This is a genomic window from Saliphagus sp. GCM10025334 (assembly GCF_042663485.1).
GTDB lineage: Archaea > Halobacteriota > Halobacteria > Halobacteriales > Natrialbaceae > Natronosalvus.
Window position 1 is genome coordinate 43,958 of record NZ_JBHTAF010000007.1, and the last position, 17,085, is coordinate 61,042.

Consider the following 17,085-nt stretch of genomic DNA (forward strand, 5'->3'; position numbering starts at 1 on the left):
ATCGACAAGATCCGGGACTGGCTCTATTGCGAAATGTCCGACGAGAACTATCGCCAAATGCTCGAAACGCTCGAAATCTTCGACCGTCAGTCCGTGCTGATTGAAGCCCGCGAACGCTTCGGTGTGACTGGGAAAAATTACGGCAAAAACGAGAACCGCCGAGAGAACATTGTCCAGGCGGGAGTTTACCCGAGCGAGTTACTGAATGAAGTCGTCCCAAAGGATGCCCTCAAGGAGGTCGTCGACAGATATGGGCTCGACGCCCACAAACTGATGACTGAGGAAATGGTGTCGGCAATTATTGAGTACTTCGAGCTGTCCCAGAAGTCTGTTGAGGAGGGACAACCAGCAGTTGAGCTGTATTTGGATGCCTACGAAGATATCGCGGATGGTGCGGTCACTGACGTCCCGCCACAGCTCCAGGACCTCGTCGATGCGGACAACCCTTCAGAGAAACTGGACGTACTCTTTGAGGATGCGACCGGAGAGATCTTTCAGGAAGTGTTTAATCTCAAGGGGACAAACCAACTCGGCCAACAGGCAACTGGTGTGGTCGCAGATGGCGAAATCGAACAGAACGGCCAGTGGCTTCTCTGGGATAATAAACGACGCCGCCAAGAGTTCCGGCTTGGAAGTGATACACGCAGTAAGATTAAGAACTACATCGATACGAAGGGCGAACAGCACGATGTAGAGTGGTTTCTCATCATCGCCCCTGACTTCACTGATCAGGCGGCATCGAATGCGTTACAGTTGGAGATGCAAATTGGGACGGATATCCGGTTAGTGAGAGCGGAGGACTTGAAAACGCTGGCGGAGTTATGGCGAGAGAATTACGCGGCGGACGGACGTGAATTACCGTTGTCAGTCTTCACTGGTTCGGAAATTTTCGGAGTAGAGACCGCGGCTGGTTGGCTCAAAACCCAGTTCTCGTAGTTCCACACGAGGTTCGGAGTTAGAAGTACCGCGTTCGCGCCCTTCATCGTCCTCATCGTTCTCGATCTCGTCGGCGTCGATCCCGATCATGGAGACCCCCACATCCCATGGCCCATAGCCCATGGATTTATTACATTTTGCTACTCTCTAGACTGTTAGATAAAATGAGTTTTCAATACACCACATTGATGTGGAGGGGTTTGATGGGAGTGGATCGGGCGTGAGAAAGGTGCTTCTCATTTTCGGGTGTATACTCTTGATCGTCGGTGGTTCAGCGGCTGCCAGCGATCAGAGCCTCTCCCAAGAAGTGACGGGAGTTTCAATTGGGCCTATTGGCGGTCACCCTGGTTTCGCGGGAGAAGTAGAAGAATTCGAAGACATCGCTTCAGAGTATGTGGTTGACGTGCCCAGCGAGGTTTCGATGATCGCAGTTGATGCTGACGAGACGTACGTCGTCTTTAGCGATGAGCCCATTCCTGCTGGCGAAGTGATCGCTGAAGGGAACGTGATTCCACATCCGGATCCCAGTGTCGGTATCCTCATCGCGAGTAATTTCGAGGTTGACCAAAGTGGAGACCGAATCTCGTTTGAGGAGCTTCGGTCGAATCCAGAACGGTACAGCTACGAAGTGGTCGAACTGGAAGCCAGTACCAGTACGGCAGCATTCGTGACCAGGCCAGGATCGGGAGTGGCTGGGGAAAGCAATATCATCGCCTTCAATGAGCGCGGTTCAGGCTTCCATGGTCCGCTCGAGTTACCGCCTGGGGCTCAGGGGCGATGGGCGACACTCAACGTCTCTCCAAATGAACTTGGTTCGTATAACGAAGAACAGTCGCGCCTTCCCGAAAACGCATATCGCGGATTCTCCCTCGAACGCCAGTTCTGGGGCCACGGTGAAGGGACAATTACAGCGGTCGCGATGCCCACTTACTTCGGGATGGATGGGGACATGGAATTCTCTGGGCTCGAGTTCTGGGTCGTGGATGTCAACTACGATGCCCAGCGGATCTCCGGCGCCTCTGAGATTGAAGAGCGTGGTTCGGAACTTGAGGGCAAGACCGTCACCCTCGAAACCGATGTCGTGGGGACGACTACCTCGAGCCAGAACTTTCTCACCTCCGTCGTCTCGTGTGGTGACCAAACCGTGTGGATTCCGACGACTCCAGTGTGTGTTCCCGTCTCGACGGACACTGTAATCCACTCTGGCGGTCTCGTCGATGGAACCACCGTTGTCCCTTACGCTGGATTCTCGAGCACAATTCAGAACACGGTCGTCGAGCCCGAAGAGGGACGGTACGAGATCACCGGTGAAGTAGTGAGCGCGAGTGAGCTCGAGGCTGATGTGCCAGGGCAATACGCACTCGTCGCCTACGATATGGAGCGAACAGGGGACGTAGCTCTATCTGGAGCAGTCAAGAGCGAAGCCACCCAGATGGCTGACGAACTCCAATCGAATATCGAAGACCAGCTACGTCAGGCGCTAGAGGGCGAGGCCGAAAGTGTCGATGGGTCCGGGTCCGGTTCGATTGTGGTTGATAGCCCACCAGTAGAGGATGGAACGATCAATAGCACGGAGGAGAACACGGACGAACATTCCGACGAGACACCTAACCAGAATACAGAAGTTCCCGAGGCAACAGTCGTATCAGCTTCCGTCGAAACCACTTCCGAGCAAACTGACGTCCCCGTCGAAATCGCAGCGACGCTCGAAAATCCTAGTAACGAGACGGTCGAGAAACGGCTCCGGGTGTATGCTAACGGCAATCTAACCGAACTCGAAACCGTGACTGTGCCGAGTGGCACCAAACAAATCACACTCGAAACTCAATTTGCATTCCCTGGAGAGTATCAGATTGAAGTCGAAAACGTGTCTGCGGGACAGGTTTCGATTACCGAGCCGCCAACCACAGACCCCGTCGACAACACAAATACGGACGAGGAGGCGGGCTTCCTCGAGTCTGTTGCATCGTCGGTTTCGGGTATGTCGACGCCAATCGGGCTGTTCATGTTTTACTCCGGCGTGTTGCTCTTCCTCGGTGTGACGGTGGTTGAGTTGATGCGGACGTACAAAGAGCATTTTTCCGACTCAGAGGTCAAGACCTCGAACAAGCCTGGCTTGATTGCCCTAGTGATTTCCGTCGTCGCGATTGCCTCGGGCGGAGTACTGTCCGGTGGCGGGTATCTGGCTTTTGGAATGCTCATCTTCGTCATTGGGTTGCTCTCTGCGTGGGTTCTATTGCTTTATGAGCTTCTGAAGCATCTGTATCAGCGACTATAGCAAGAAGGGAGGATTCAATCAGTCCTCGAGTTCGTATGTCTCCAGTACCTGGTTAAGCCGCTCGAGCTGTTCTTCCGTCGGGAGCGGGTCGGGGACTGTCAGGTCGTGCACTTGTCCCCTACAGCCTTGAAGAACGATTCGCCCCAACGTTTCGGATGACGATATATCGGCTACATCTTCATCAACGTGGACCGCGTGAGGCGAGCTCAGAGATTGTCTCCCCACGTTCGACTTTCGCAATACCGTCGCCCTGATCGCCGATGATTTCGATTGTCAGGTCGCGGACTTCGCCTTCATCGACAAGAGGTTCTGACGGGGCGCGGTTCACGGACTCCCGAGAGGGGCGTTGCTGTGGCCCCTGTTGTATCGATGACTCCGCCGAGGTGGGAGACTCAAAAATCGCTACGCGATACGTTTCGTCCGCTGTCACCGCCCCATATTCAACTTCACTTGAAGGTACTTCAATAATATACGTCCCATCTTGTTCTTCAATTGGAGCGCTGAACAGAGAGCGAAGGGAACTGGGGATCTCGATCATTGAGTTTCTAGTGCTCAGGATCCACGGACCAAGTAAGTTTAACCCAGAAGGTTGGCGAGTTCGTGGAGATTCTCTTTGAGGTTGCGGTTGTACTCAGTTGAGACGGTAATAAATTCGTCGTCATCGCTGTTCTCCTTGTACTTTCCCAACGAAAGAGCGATCTCCCCACTTGGGGTTGCAACGAGCTTGAAAATAACTGAAGTGCTCTGCAAACCGGTTTCGAGCCATGCCTTTTCGATATCTGCCCATTCGCCGGCGGAGGTGTCTGCTGAATCCACCTCGTAAGCCAAGCTGTGAACCTTACCGCGATTCCGAGAGTGTCCAGTCTGAACCGGAGCGAGAACGTGTTCAGTACCGCGGACCTGCTTCCCGAGTTGAAGCATCGTCCGACCGTCAGGCGTCTCGGTTAGTTTGAACCACTTCTGGTACGGGCCATACGATGCACTCAACCACCAGAATCCGAGATCGTTCCAATCCGATTTACCTCCCTGATCGAACTTCCCGTACTCCCACGCCCGACGGAGACTCTCGCTGTGTTCAACTAGATATTCTCGCGGGAGGACAACGTCTATCGGGGAATTTGCTGGTTTCGGTTGTCGCAACCAGTGTATGACGCCATGATATCCGTCGTTGAAGTCGTGTTGCACCGCGTGAGGCCACGTCGAGAGGATGCCAGAAAGATCGACGTTGAATCCGGAGAAGTCCTCTTGGTCCAACCAGAGAACGCTATACTCCTCGGCGAGATACTCCGCCGTAACAGTGTCGACGTCCTTGTCTTCATGCTTGTGCTGCACCTCCACACCGATGCCACGTCCTTCAGGGAACCGTGGCGTTGGAAATTCAACGAGAATATCAGCACGCCGATCACCGAGCGGTTGCTCTAGCCCTATTGCAGCATCAGGATACTCTGTCTTGAGCTTCGAGTACGCGATCAACTTCATCCGCAAATGGGGTGGAGATTCACCGCCACAGTCAGTCTCCTCTTCAACAGCATGGTAGAAATGTCGCGCGACGAACGACCCCTTACGACGATGAGAGTCGCGAATTTTCAATTGATCGCCGCACTTCGGGCACTCGAGGGAATCCCCTTTCTGCACCTGATTCGGAATGACCTCGGTACCGTCGTGGAGGGCCAAGAACGGCATACTAGTTGTCGGAGTTTAACACTCCACCATAGAATAATACCCCGATTGCGACCCTCGCTTGAGAAGAATGTCTGGTACCAGTTTCCCTACAAATTTTATAATTGCTCTCGAAACAGCGTGAGTATGTATATCGCGGCGTTGACAGAACCCGGAAACCGGCACCATGATCATCGAATCATCTGGTATTCGTCTTGCCAAACGCTGAGTCACACGGTCTATTACGAATCCAGACAGAACCATATACCTGCGAGTGCGGTGAAACGTTGACTGCCGAGGTACTCGACGAAGGGGATAAGTCGAAGACGTCCTGGCCGAATTGCAAATCATGGCGTGACGATGGTCGAAAGAAGTGCCCTGAGTGTGACGAATATCCCTTAATTGAACGCGAACAGTACATCCGCGCTCGAGGGTACGAACCAACACCGATAGACGATATCAAGAACGTCACACAACATCAGCGGGAAGAAGCACTCGAGGAACACGATGGACAGTGCCTCACGTGCAGTAACGAAGCGGAGTATGTGAAGCGGATGGTGCCGCCGAGGTACGGCGGCTCTCGGGAGCTAAAAAATCTCGCCCCGCTCTGTGATCATCACTACGAGGATTTTGGCCACATGTTCGCCGACCTACTACAGCCGGCGGAGTGGTACCAGATTCACGGCATTTCGTGGCGTGAGGTAGCCGAGTCGATGCGGGATCAGTATACCGACCAAGGAGCTGATTCCTTCGTCGAGACGTAGGACGAACTTCTCGATCGCGGGCAACCTGAGAACCCCTACCCCTATATCGATGCCTGAGATCTCCGACCCGCGCTAAAGCATCAGTCCGGCTTTTCCACTCGAAGGGACAGTATCAACCTTCGAGAACTTCATCAACGGCTGGAATCAATTCAGACCAATAGCCAGTAGTCGCAAGGAACTCCTGGATATACTCAAACTCCTGCTCTCTCTCTGGAAGGTTCGTCAGGAGTAGTTCTTCGATCACCTGCTCCCCGTCATCGCAAAGATCTACAGATTGGGAGAGAGGAGTGGCTTCGAGTGGATCTCGTCGCTCGTCAACCAGAATAGGCTGCCATCCATCCTGATACTGGTACCGATAGAGGGAGATTGTACGGACGGTATCGTCGTCGACGAAGAAACTCGTTCGTTCACGGCGTGGAGCAATAGCGAATTCACTGCCATCAATCCCCTCTGCCAATGAGTCGAATTTGTGAAACTCTGCAGGAACAGGACTGTCGACGACGTGAGTGATGACTCCCGGCCAAGTGAACCCGTAGATCTGCTCGAAGAAGTTAACCGAACGACTCTCATCGGATTCAAAGACCATTAGGAGATCTCCGGGCTTGATTTCTCTCTCGTCAACTCGGATATGGGAAGAGTAAGAATAAGCATCACCGTCGTCCAGAACATCGATGTCGGGCTTAGACATATCCCTGAGTTGAGTGTGTAGTGGTATGTCGTTTTCCTTGGCATTCAGAGAAGATACGGATTATCTTTGTATCGACAGATAGCGACAGGTATGGTAGCAACACGAGAAAGGGCTCTTAGCGAACGCGAGTTCGAACTATTGTTAGAAGGGGCTGGACGGATAACAGATACGCAAAGACGTCTTGAAACACGAGCGGCTATTCTCCTCGGGGGGCGTCTGGGACTTCGACCAGGAGAAACGACGCACCTGTCTACGTCGTGGATTGACCTAGAGCGTCAGATGATTCAAATTCCCAAACAAGAAGATTGTACAAAGGGACGTGACGGCGGTATCTGCGGCTACTGTCGGCAAGCGGTGAAACAACGAATGGACCACAACCCCAAGGAGGACTTCCAAAGTTTTGCAGATCGCTATTGGCTCCCGAAAACAGAGGCCGCATCTCGAACAGTTCCGTACCACTTTTCGTATCGAGTCCGAATCGCGATCGAATTACTACTTGACGAACACGGCGGTTGGCCATATTCGTTCTCAACCTTACAACGACGTCTGGAAACAGCCCTTGAACTGTCTCCAGAACTGTCCAATAACGCAACCTCGTTACACGGACTACGTGCCACAGCAGCGTCGTACCATGCAGGAAGAGGCTTGGATCTTCCCGCACTCCGAGCAATGTTCGGTTGGGAGGACATCACGACTGCACGTCAATATCTGAATGTCGATGGGGCTATGACCCGGCGAGCGCTGGACAGTATTCATCAGTAAAGCTGAACCCACTGATGTTCAGAAACCAGGCGTAGCGCTAATTCAGTAGTTACTCCATTGGCCCTACATCTCCAAGATGAATGTATTTCTCAGCGACCTTCTGGAAGTACGCTTCCGTCATAATTCGAGGATTCGACACCCGATGGAAGTCATCAAGAACGAACTGCATTTCCCCCGTATCGAGTCCGTAGGCATGGAAGGCAGCAGCATCAATTTCTGCCTGAAGCTGACGACGTTCTGCTTTCTCTTTGGCGGGATCAATTCCGCTAAGTCGATCGCGCATTTCCTGAAATTCTTCACCATAGCAGTTGAGTCGGGCTGCCCGCTCAGAAATATAGTGGAACCAGTCGTCGCCCTCTGTGAGACGCGGGACCTGTGATTCTTCTAGTTTGAACCGAACAATGTGTGAATCGACCTTCGTCCGCATTAGGTAATCGAACGGAATGCTGTTCAGTAGACCGGTGATGACGAACAGTTCCTCGTCATCGTATGCCCGTTCATAGATTGAGCGCAACGGGAACTCTGAGAGATCGTCCTGCTCCGGATTGACTTCATATGGCGAAAATGTTTGGAGTGTGTGAACACAAACGATCCCTTTCGGTAACACGGTCGAAATCATTGTTCGCTCGTCTGTAGGTCGAGCGATATCCCGGTAGATAATCCGGTATTCCGTGAAGTCTGGAAGAAGATCATTCATACAGAGGTCTTGTCCACGGTGCTCCTGAAGGAGATCGTTGACGAATCCTTTCTGTGATTTACTGGTCTTTGGTCCACCAAACGCCTCGTATATATCCTTTTTCGGTGTTCCACCGTTGTACGCCCGTTCCCGAACACGGTATTTAGCACTCAGATTAGGCCGATCTTCATCGACACTCCATAGTGAAGGAGAATTAAGAGTCGAATCGAAGGTGTTGTCGTGCTGGAACTGGTGAATGTTTGCTCCACCGTACACGGGGTAATCACCTTCGTTTTCCTCTTCGACGAAGCGGTCAGACGCCCGTGACCGATCCAGTTCACGGTGCGGAGTGACGTTCCATTTCTCTTCAATTTCTTCTCCCAACGGTGGGTGTGAGACAATACTCTCCAAAATACCCACTTCCTCAGGATGAGTGATATTGGGGAATATCCGTGCTTTCAGTGAATATTGCGAAAGCACTTCTCGAGGAATATTAATTGCCATCTCATCAAAGTGACGGAGGACAGAAACATCACGCTGGTCAAATACACCCTCTATCTGATCCGTTTTACCACTATTCTTGAAAGAGAGAATGACGAATTGGTATCGATTGTCAATCTCCTCAAAAATGCCATGATTTTCGAAACCCACTAACGTCTTGATCTCTGCGTCATCAAGTAATTTTAACCGGAGGTCCTTCGAGAATGAGCCATTGAAGATAACTCCAGGGAGAACTTGCGCTACGTACCCTTGTTTGCTCACAAGGTCAAATAATCTCTCAAAGAAGAGAGCAGCAAGGTTGTTTTCGTTCGGATCCTTGCGGCCGTCTATAACTGGCTTCTGGAGAGTGTATTCAGAACCGTCGGTGAAATACCGCATTTGCTTCTCTATCTGATCTTGATACTCCTCCCATCCCTCTGCAATCTCCTCGTCTTCTAGTAGTTCTTCCTGCATCTGGTCCTTATCCGAGGGCATCCGAGATCGAAATTGTTCATCAAACTTGACGAAGTAATCGTCACGGCTTGCTCGAAGCTGGTCCCAGGGAGGATTCCCGATAATGAGATCAAAACCTCCCTGGTCGTAGACTAGCGCGAATTCGAGAATCCAATGAAAGGGGTGGAATTCTTGAACTTGATTCAGAGTGTTTTCAGCGCCGGCACTGTGGAACTCATCTAGCACCTTGTTGTCCAGATTCTGACTGTAGCTGGTGATGAGCGACTCTGCCTGACGGCGGGCGTTGGTTGCTTCTTTTGAGGAATTTGCTCTCTTGTGTTTCCGCTGAGCGTGGATTACGTCCTCGTAATACTCGCTAACCGGTGTTTCTTCACCGATTCCATAATTTGTGAGTGACGCATCACCCTCTTCGTTGACGGTTTCGATGAGGTCTGTAAATCCAATTAGACTGTTCCCCTGCCGGATGTTAAAATCAATATTCGGGAGCGGTTCGACCTCCCTTGGCTCGTCTTCGATGTCCGCTACCATCGAGAGCCACAAACGAAGTTTACAGATCTCCACAGCGCCCTCGTCGATATCCACCCCGTAGAGGTTATCCAGAATAATCGAGCGTTTGGCGTATAGCGACTCCCCACCATGCCCACCCTCGATACTTTCTAATTCCTCGCGACTACGACTCTCCAGCTCCCATCCTTGCCCTTCGGATTCGAGCCGTTGGAAATACTCAATGCATTGCATCAACTGAGCGTCTCGCTATTGGCTGTTTTCGACTTGATCTACGAATGCTGGTGAAATACGAACTGTTTCTTACACTCTATTCAACAAGTGTATTGACCAGTTCAGTCGAAAGTCATCTTCGTATCCATCATTTTCATATGAGTAAAGCAACTTTCAGGTGGTATGACTCTCCAGCAGATCACTGCATCCGATATCGCGGGCTGGGACTCTTTACAGGATATAGCGAACTCCTTTGAAAAACGCGGGCTCAAACCACGCCCGAAACTAGGGGGCGATAACGAACTCGTAGTCCAGCTTGATGATGACGAATTCATCGTCATTGTCAACGCGGGCCCCGGCGAGACAGCCACAGACTTCAAACCGGAAAATCGCTCACGGCACACCAACCTCGTTGCCACCAACGATTTCGAGACCTTCACCTTCATTACGCGAGTCCGAAGCTGGGAGGGACAGCAGCACGGTCGAATTAAGCATCAAAAGATTTCGTTCTCGAAGGAGCAGTTCACGCGGGACAGCGGAGAGAAGAACACTATTCTCCAGAAACTGAACTCGATCGAGTACGGTTCCTCCGCTGCGATATACGATACGCTCTACGACACCCAACAGGTCGTCAAGGAGTTCTATGAACAGTTCGAAGAACTCCGGACAGATCTCATTCAAGAGGTCACGGGCATTCCCGACGATCGTGGTGATGCGAAGCAACGATATGTGCAGGTCATTCTTGACCGGATGATCTTCCTATACTTCATCCAAGAAAAGCGCCTCCTTGATCGGAACCCGAATTACCTTCACGAACAGCCGAATGAAGTCGTTGACGAGGGTGGCGACCACTACGAAGAGTTCTACGAACCGCTCTTCTTCGAATACCTGGCAGAAGACAAGCAGAACCCTGACTTCGGTAGTCTTCCGTACCTGAACGGTGGATTATTCGCAAAGAATCCCGTCGAAGAAGAGTTTGAGGACGCGAAGTTAGGTGGCCCTGCCGAGGAAACGAACGAGCTCTTCAACGATATCCTTGACTTCCTCTCCGACTGGAACTGGAACGTAGACGAGCGACTCGACATCATCGATCCCAAGAACCTTTCCCCGGCGATCTTGGGCCACATCTTCGAGCAAACGGTCAATCAGAAGGAGATGGGGGCGTACTACACACCGGAAGAGATCACGGGGTTCATGGCCCGCCGGACGATCCATCCGTATCTGCTCGATCAACTCAACGAGGCTGTGGACGCAGACTACGACGAGATCGACAATGTGTTCGGATTCCCCGTGCCCGAGGCAGATAGTAGCGCAGAAGCTGTTGCCGATGGCGGAACCATAACTCAGCAAGTTCCAACGGAAAACGTCCAGACCAGCCATGTGGAGACTCTCTACCACGATATTCTGAAGGAAGCGCACATTCTCGATCCCGCCGTAGGAAGTGGCGCCTTCCTGCTCGCCGCACAGGAGGTGCTGATGGACCTATATATGCAATGCATTGAGTATTTCCAACGGCTCGAATCCGAAGGGCAAGGCTGGGAGTTAGAATCTAGAACGCGAGAAGAGAGAGAGGAAATCGAGTCTGGAAAAGGCTCATCATCACTCTACGCAAAGCGAACAGCCATCCTCAACAATTTGTACGGAGTCGATATCGACGAAGGTGCTGTTGAGATTTGCAAGCTCAGACTCTGGTTGTCGATGGTCGCTGATATCGAGGATGAACCGAGCGAGGTGGAGCCACTCCCCAACATCGATTTCAACGTACGGCAGGGGAACAGCCTGATCGGTCAACTCGATACGGATATCGAGAGTAACGAAGACGGAGACAGCGATCTCGATTCTTGGGAGGTGAAAACTCGTTTTGAGGACGTAAAAGAGGCCATCAAGAAGCACAAGAAAGCGGAGACCAGTGTTGAAGCCCAAGAATGGCGGAAAGAGGCAGAAGACAGAATAGAGGAACACCGGGACAAATTTGACGAAATCCTTCGGCGAGAATTCCAAGACGCTGGCTTTGACGACATAACAATCGAGGAAATTCGGGAGTGGTCCCCCTTCCATTGGCCGCTGGAGTTCGTCGACGTCTTCGAGAAAGGTGGATTCGACGTGTTCATCGGGAACCCACCGTGGGACATGCTCTACGCGAATCGCGACGACTTCTTCATCCGCTACGATGAACAGTTCCGTAGCTATCCGTCGGAGGAAAAGGACGGTGTGATGGAAGACCTCCTCTCAAACCCTGAAGTTGCCTGGGAATGGGAGGACTACAAGGAATCGATGGAAACTCAGGCAGACTTCTTCACGCAGGGAGATGTCTATAAGCTCCAATCTCCGGTGGTGGGCGGTCGGACGATGCCGACAAAGAATGAACTTTCGGCTCTTTTTCTAGAGCGAGTCTTCAAACTCTCCAGAGACGGCGTGAAGGTGAGTCTGCTCCTCCCCGGTACTATCTTCGGAGGAGTAATGGGGAAAGACCTCCGAATGCATCTGCTGGACCACACGGACGTGGAGAATCTCATCGGGTTCGAGAACAAGGGTATCTTCGAGGCTATCGACGATAGATACCGGTTCGCGATTCTGACGTTCGAATATGGGGGGGAGACATCAGCTCTTCGAGGAATATTCAACCAACGTGATATGGATGTAGTCTACCGAATCGAAAATGAGGCAGTCAACATTCCGCGCGACGTGCTCGTCAGTTATTCTCCAGAGGGGAGGATCTTCCCATCCATCACCTCGCAGATCGAAGTAAGCGTCTTGGAGAAGGTAGTTGAGCAGCCTTCCTTGGGTGGAGATTTAGAGGAGGCTTGGACAGTTGATATGCTCACTAAGGAGTTCGTTGAATCGACTGATAAGGATAGGCTCCAGACATCGCCGGAGGAAGCCGACTATCCCATCTACGGCGGCAAAAATATCCACCAGTTCCAGTACGATAATACCCATACAGATGGGTTAGATGGACCTCAGTACTGGAGTCGGGGGATGTACGATCCATCGAATAGTGCTCAGTTCCGTGTCCGAGAGAAGAAATTCAACAGGGGTAATCTCAAACGGGCAATCTACGACGCCTTTGGAGGTTCAGAGACGAGCAAGCCTCAAGTTCAATTCGTAGATGAACTACTTGAAGAACACCGTGGCCACGGACTTGAGGAAGAAGACGTGCTGCTCGATTGTACTGAGTACCGAATTGGGATTCGGGACGTTTCTCGATCCCGGGACGAGCGGACAATCATAGCGACTGTACTTTCGAAGGACATCATCTGTCTCCACACCATTAACACGTTCAAGCCGTTCGCTATTGAACCTCAAGAGGAACACCTCACAGAGTCCCCACTTCGATCACCCTACGTCCGCCGATTCACGGATCAGGAACTCTTCGTGGCAACGGGACTCCTGAACAGCATTGCGTTCGATTTCCTGATGCGGACCAAAGTCGAGACGCACATCGTCAAGCGGGAGCTATTGGAATCCCAGCTACCACGCCTCACCGACGGAGATGACTGGTTCCACTACATCGCTGAACGAGCTGCCCGATTGAACTGTTACGGGGAAGAATTCAAAGAAATGCGTGAGCGCCTCGGCGGAATCGAGGTAGCGACAGAAGACCAAGAACGCAGAGAATTACAGGCTGAAATCGACGCGGCCGCATTCCACGCGTATGGCCTGGAACGTCGTGACGTGAAGTTTGTTCTCGACGACTTCCATCGCGTTGAGAATCCGAAGCTGATGGACGAGATGTACTTCGATCTGGTCTTGGAGAAATATGATCTGCTGGATCAGAAGGGGCCCCTACCGTAGCTCCCGAATCACTGACCGACAACCCCCCAGCATACGAGCTTCGCTTGTACATCACTCTCTCCCATCAGTTTGGTCTGGTATTCAGTAGAGGCTTCGACGTTCTCTTCCAAGAACTCCTCAAGCTGACTGAGGAACTCCACGGTCGGCCACTCTGGAAAGGAGTCATACTGTTCGTTCTGGCGAAAGATCTCCCGTAGAATTCGGTCTTCATCCGTGTTCGCCAGCTTTACCTCCTTCAACCGCTCTTCGATGTCGTTAGCCCATTCTCCTATCGTTTCAAACTCTTCGACAGGAGCCGGCTCATCGCCGTAATTCGGCTGAACGTAGTGGCTGATGAAATCGAGGATCGTCTCCTGTTCCTTCGAGAAGGCCTCTCCCTGTTTGAAAGCACCCTCAACTTGGCCTTCTCGAATCACCTCCAGACGCTCGTCAAGCACTGCTTGAATCTCACCACGGTTCGATAACACCGTATCTGGATTTCCGGTGATCGGTTCGCCGTCAACTGAAGGGTCAATGTTGAGCGTGCTCACGGGCCGCTCTTTGACCTCGTCGGCGAAGGGCTTGTAGTAGAAAGCACGACGGACGCGACCAAGCGGGGACATGTGGTCATCATCGTCGAACCAGAGGTGGGCAAGGGCGAACACGCCCGGACGGGGACCGGCATCGTGGTCAGTTACATTCGTGTAGAGGAATTCCCGTTCTTCGGGCGGGTCATCGAAGAAGTCCTCAGCGTACTCGAAGTCTTCCGCAGTCAGGTCGTAATCCTCGTTCAGTCTTCGCTTCAGAAGGTACCGTTCGAACGCAGCGTGTTCATTGCTCCCAGCATTACGGAGGAGCGGATTCTTGCTCGTGTCGTCGAGTTCATTCACATCGTCAATTTCACGGGACTTCTGGAGGGAGTCCTCAATCTCGTCCACCTGTAATTCTCCGATTGTCTTCTCCGTGTCTACACCTGTCTTTTCGAGAATCTGGTCTTCGTTCGGATCGAGGATGTTGTTCTCCTTTCCGACGATGAGCGCGATATCGTTGATCTTTGCTTGCAGGCGTTTCAGGAGCTTGATCGCCGCCTCGATGTCGCCGTCCGGGTAGAAGTTGTGGACGTGTTTCTCGGCGGTACTGCCAATCCGGTCGACCCGCCCGACACGTTGGACAATCCGCATCGGGTTCCACGGCAGGTCGTAATTGACCACCACATGAACATCCTGGAGATTAACCCCTTCACTCAGTGTGTCAGTGGCCACTACGTACTGTAGCTCTGAATCCCTCGACTCGGAGAGCGTTTGCTGGTAGCCTGACGCCTCGGGGGCAAAGCGTTGAATGATGTCCTGTTTATTCTCGTCGCCACCCTTGACGACGGCACTGTTCGCCTCGGTGAGTGGTGAGTCCTCGTTGTCACAGAGGGTTCGATGGACGTAGTCTGCAGTTGCCCGATACTGAGTGAAGATGAGCACTTTCTGGTCGTGATCAGTGAGGACATATGCAAGCCGATCGATCTTCGGGTCGCGGAATTCGCGGAGTGAAAAGACGGCCTCGTAAAAGTCGCGTGTTGCGGGGTCGACTTCGCTCAGGTCACTATTCGGGTAGAGAATCGGATTAGTTTCTTCTTCAGGTATATCTGGGAGGATACCAGCGTCGTGTTCAGCAAGCCATTGGCGCGTGGAGACTGCATAATCGCTCACATCACCCGCATCACGGGCGACATCACCGATGAACTGCGAGAGGAAGTACGAGAGAAGGGTGAGGTCCTCCCTAATGTACGTCTTCACCTCGCCGACGGTGGCGTCTGCCAGTTCATCTCCCTCGGTATCTGCTCCTTCTTCCGCTTGAATAGCGGTGGTATCGAAACCGAATTCTTCGAGTGTTTGTTCGAGATCTTCAGCAGCGTCCGCTCCTTCGACAAAGTCACCGAGTTCAGAGTCATCCCCCTTCTGAATAGTTCGGAGCATATCGATGTCTACGTCCTCGGGGAGTTCGCCGAGAAGTCCGAGAAGCTGGCGTTCGCTCTGATGCAGTGTCTCTATCGACTGGACGAACGCGTACGTTGATGACTCGAGTCGTTTGAGGAGGTTCAGCTTGTAGAGGGCTTTCAGCGTGCTCCCCGCTTTCGGGTTTTTGACTGTGATGTGGGGAAGATGGAGGGCGTCCATCACGTCGGGAAGCATCCGATATACTGGCTGGTAGGCCGCCGGCAGGGAGTACTGTTGCTTGTTGAGTTTTGGCGGCTTGAAGCTCATCTCGAAGTCCTCCGTGTCCTGAATCTGGTCTTTGACGTGCTTGCGCGTCCGAAGAACCATCACTTCGTTCAGGATATTCGAAATCTCAGAGGAGTGCCGCTGGAGCTGTTCAGTGATTTTCTGCTGTTCGTCGTCGCCAACCTCCTCTTTCCCGGCTGCGATGCGTTTTCGTGTCTCCGAGAGTTCGATGTATTCGTCGAACGCATCAAAGTCGAGTGATGCCTTGTTCCGAAGTTCCTCCGGGCTGGTGAACAAGCTGATGAGGTTCTTCAGGTCGGTGGCGCTGTTATTGATCGGGGTCGCGGTAAGCATAATCATCGTCTTACCTCGGAATTGCCTGAGATTCGCGTGTCGTCGCGTCCCCTTGTAGTCGTCATCGTGGTCCGGGTTCGGTCGCCACTTCCCGTAGTTCCGGAACCGGTGAGCCTCGTCGATAACCAGGACGTCGAACTCGTCTTTAAGGTCCTGCACCTCATCGTAGGATAGATTCTGGAACTTGCTGATACTCATCACGTCAAGGTGCGTGCCGTCCACCTCTAACCCGAAGTACGGATTGCCGTCTTCGTCGGTGTCGTTCTGGAGCAGATCTTCCCACTGATCAGTCAGGTTGGCCGGGACAATGAGGAGACAGTGGTCACCACGTTGACGGTAGTCGTGGAGGAGTTCACCGCCAATAAATGATTTCCCCAGGCCGACCGAATCGGAGACGATGCACCCATTAAACTGGGAGAGCTTTTCCTTTGCACTCTCGTACCCGAGCTTCTGGAAGTAGTACAGTGGGCTGTCACGGATGTTGACGTTCCCACTCAGTTCGTCGTAGGCGAGCAGTTTGTAGAGCTCGAACGGTTCCAGATAGGTTCCCAACTCCTTGGATGACGTCTCCTTGTCGGACTTGTCCTCCTGCTGTTCCTTCCAGTCCTGGTACTCCTCGCTGTTCTCGATGATTCGGATGATCTCCTCACTGAATTCCTCGGCATTGACCCACTGGTTGTCGTACCACGCCTCGAACGCTTCTGCTTTGTGTCGATCCTGACTCGTGAGATTTAGTTCAATGTTGTTCTGATGGCCGCTCTTGGTGAAGTTCGAAGAGCCGACAACTGTAGCGCATGGACGCGTGTCTTCATCCTCGTCTTGTCCCCAGTCTTCGTCGTCTTCGAGTGGCGCTCGAAATGATGCACCCTTTGCGTGGAAATAGCCATTTTCAGGATTTCGCACACGGACGCTCACCTCGCCTTCGGCGATAAAGTCACGTAGGCGGTCTAGTCGCCCGATCTGAGCATTATTCAGTTCCGAAATGCTCTCTCTCACCTCTCGTTTGAGCTCATCCTTTAGATTCTGCCCCTCACCGATTTCGTCAGCGGTTCCTCTATTCGTCTGACGGCCCATCAAGATCCGAAGCGGAGCGTGTCCGAGTTCATCGGGGTCCGCCAAGTTCTCTAGGTCTTCTCGGTAGAGGTCGAATCCTGAGAGATAAAAGTATCCAGTTGCGATACGGCCCTCTTCGATTTGAGGGATAATCCGCTTGTAAGCGTCTTCTAATGTTCTGTTGGCGTTATCGACAAGCGGAGGAAGCGAGAGCATCGTAACGCCGAGGTGTATTCAGTACACTTACTTAGTGTTTA

The 17,085-nt window shown here is 52.3% G+C and carries 10 protein-coding genes; 5 read left to right on the forward strand and 5 right to left on the reverse strand.

Annotated features, from left to right (window positions below):
* The first annotated feature begins 57 nt into the window (after window positions 1–57).
* Both ACFQO4_RS19305 and ACFQO4_RS19310 read left to right on the forward strand, forming a co-directional pair.
* Entirely contained in the window at window positions 58–936 is an 879-nt protein-coding gene (locus ACFQO4_RS19305) for a restriction endonuclease FokI C-terminal domain-containing protein (RefSeq protein ID WP_500262467.1), read from the forward strand.
* 190 nt (window positions 937–1,126) lie between these two features.
* Window positions 1,127–3,214: a hypothetical protein gene (locus tag ACFQO4_RS19310; RefSeq protein WP_500262468.1), complete on the forward strand. Its 2,088-nt coding sequence runs from the start codon at window positions 1,127–1,129 to the stop codon at window positions 3,212–3,214.
* Between the two features lie 181 nt (window positions 3,215–3,395).
* Here ACFQO4_RS19310 and ACFQO4_RS19315 read toward each other — a convergent pair whose 3' ends face one another.
* Both ACFQO4_RS19315 and ACFQO4_RS19320 read right to left on the reverse strand, forming a co-directional pair.
* Window positions 3,396–3,752: a TRAM domain-containing protein gene (locus tag ACFQO4_RS19315; RefSeq protein WP_500262469.1), complete on the reverse strand. Its 357-nt coding sequence runs from the start codon at window positions 3,750–3,752 to the stop codon at window positions 3,396–3,398.
* A gap of 38 nt (window positions 3,753–3,790) precedes the next feature.
* Entirely contained in the window at window positions 3,791–4,897 is a 1,107-nt protein-coding gene (locus tag ACFQO4_RS19320; protein ID WP_500262470.1) for a competence protein CoiA family protein, read from the reverse strand.
* Between the two features lie 263 nt (window positions 4,898–5,160).
* Between ACFQO4_RS19320 and ACFQO4_RS19325 the strand changes: the two genes are divergently transcribed.
* Window positions 5,161–5,637: a hypothetical protein gene (locus tag ACFQO4_RS19325; protein ID WP_500262471.1), complete on the forward strand. Its 477-nt coding sequence runs from the start codon at window positions 5,161–5,163 to the stop codon at window positions 5,635–5,637.
* Window positions 5,638–5,749: 112 nt separating this feature from the next.
* Here the strand turns inward: ACFQO4_RS19325 and ACFQO4_RS19330 are convergent, their stop codons facing one another.
* Window positions 5,750–6,325, reverse strand: a complete 576-nt coding sequence (locus ACFQO4_RS19330) for a hypothetical protein (RefSeq protein WP_500262472.1) — start codon at window positions 6,323–6,325, stop codon at window positions 5,750–5,752.
* Window positions 6,326–6,415: 90 nt separating this feature from the next.
* Here ACFQO4_RS19330 and ACFQO4_RS19335 point away from each other — a divergent pair, with 90 nt between their 5' ends.
* A complete protein-coding gene (locus ACFQO4_RS19335; RefSeq protein WP_500262473.1) occupies window positions 6,416–7,087 on the forward strand; it encodes a tyrosine-type recombinase/integrase in 672 nt (223 codons plus the stop codon).
* A 49-nt stretch (window positions 7,088–7,136) separates the two neighbouring features.
* On the opposite strand, the gene ACFQO4_RS19340 is transcribed toward ACFQO4_RS19335, so the two are convergent.
* Window positions 7,137–9,455: an Eco57I restriction-modification methylase domain-containing protein gene (locus ACFQO4_RS19340; RefSeq protein WP_500262474.1), complete on the reverse strand. Its 2,319-nt coding sequence runs from the start codon at window positions 9,453–9,455 to the stop codon at window positions 7,137–7,139.
* A 162-nt stretch (window positions 9,456–9,617) separates the two neighbouring features.
* On the opposite strand from ACFQO4_RS19340, the gene ACFQO4_RS19345 reads away from it, so the two are divergent.
* Entirely contained in the window at window positions 9,618–13,229 is a 3,612-nt protein-coding gene (locus ACFQO4_RS19345; RefSeq protein ID WP_500262475.1) for an Eco57I restriction-modification methylase domain-containing protein, read from the forward strand.
* Between the two features lie 8 nt (window positions 13,230–13,237).
* Here ACFQO4_RS19345 and ACFQO4_RS19350 read toward each other — a convergent pair whose 3' ends face one another.
* Window positions 13,238–17,044, reverse strand: a complete 3,807-nt coding sequence (locus ACFQO4_RS19350; protein ID WP_500262476.1) for a helicase-related protein — start codon at window positions 17,042–17,044, stop codon at window positions 13,238–13,240.
* Window positions 17,045–17,085 lie beyond the last annotated feature (41 nt).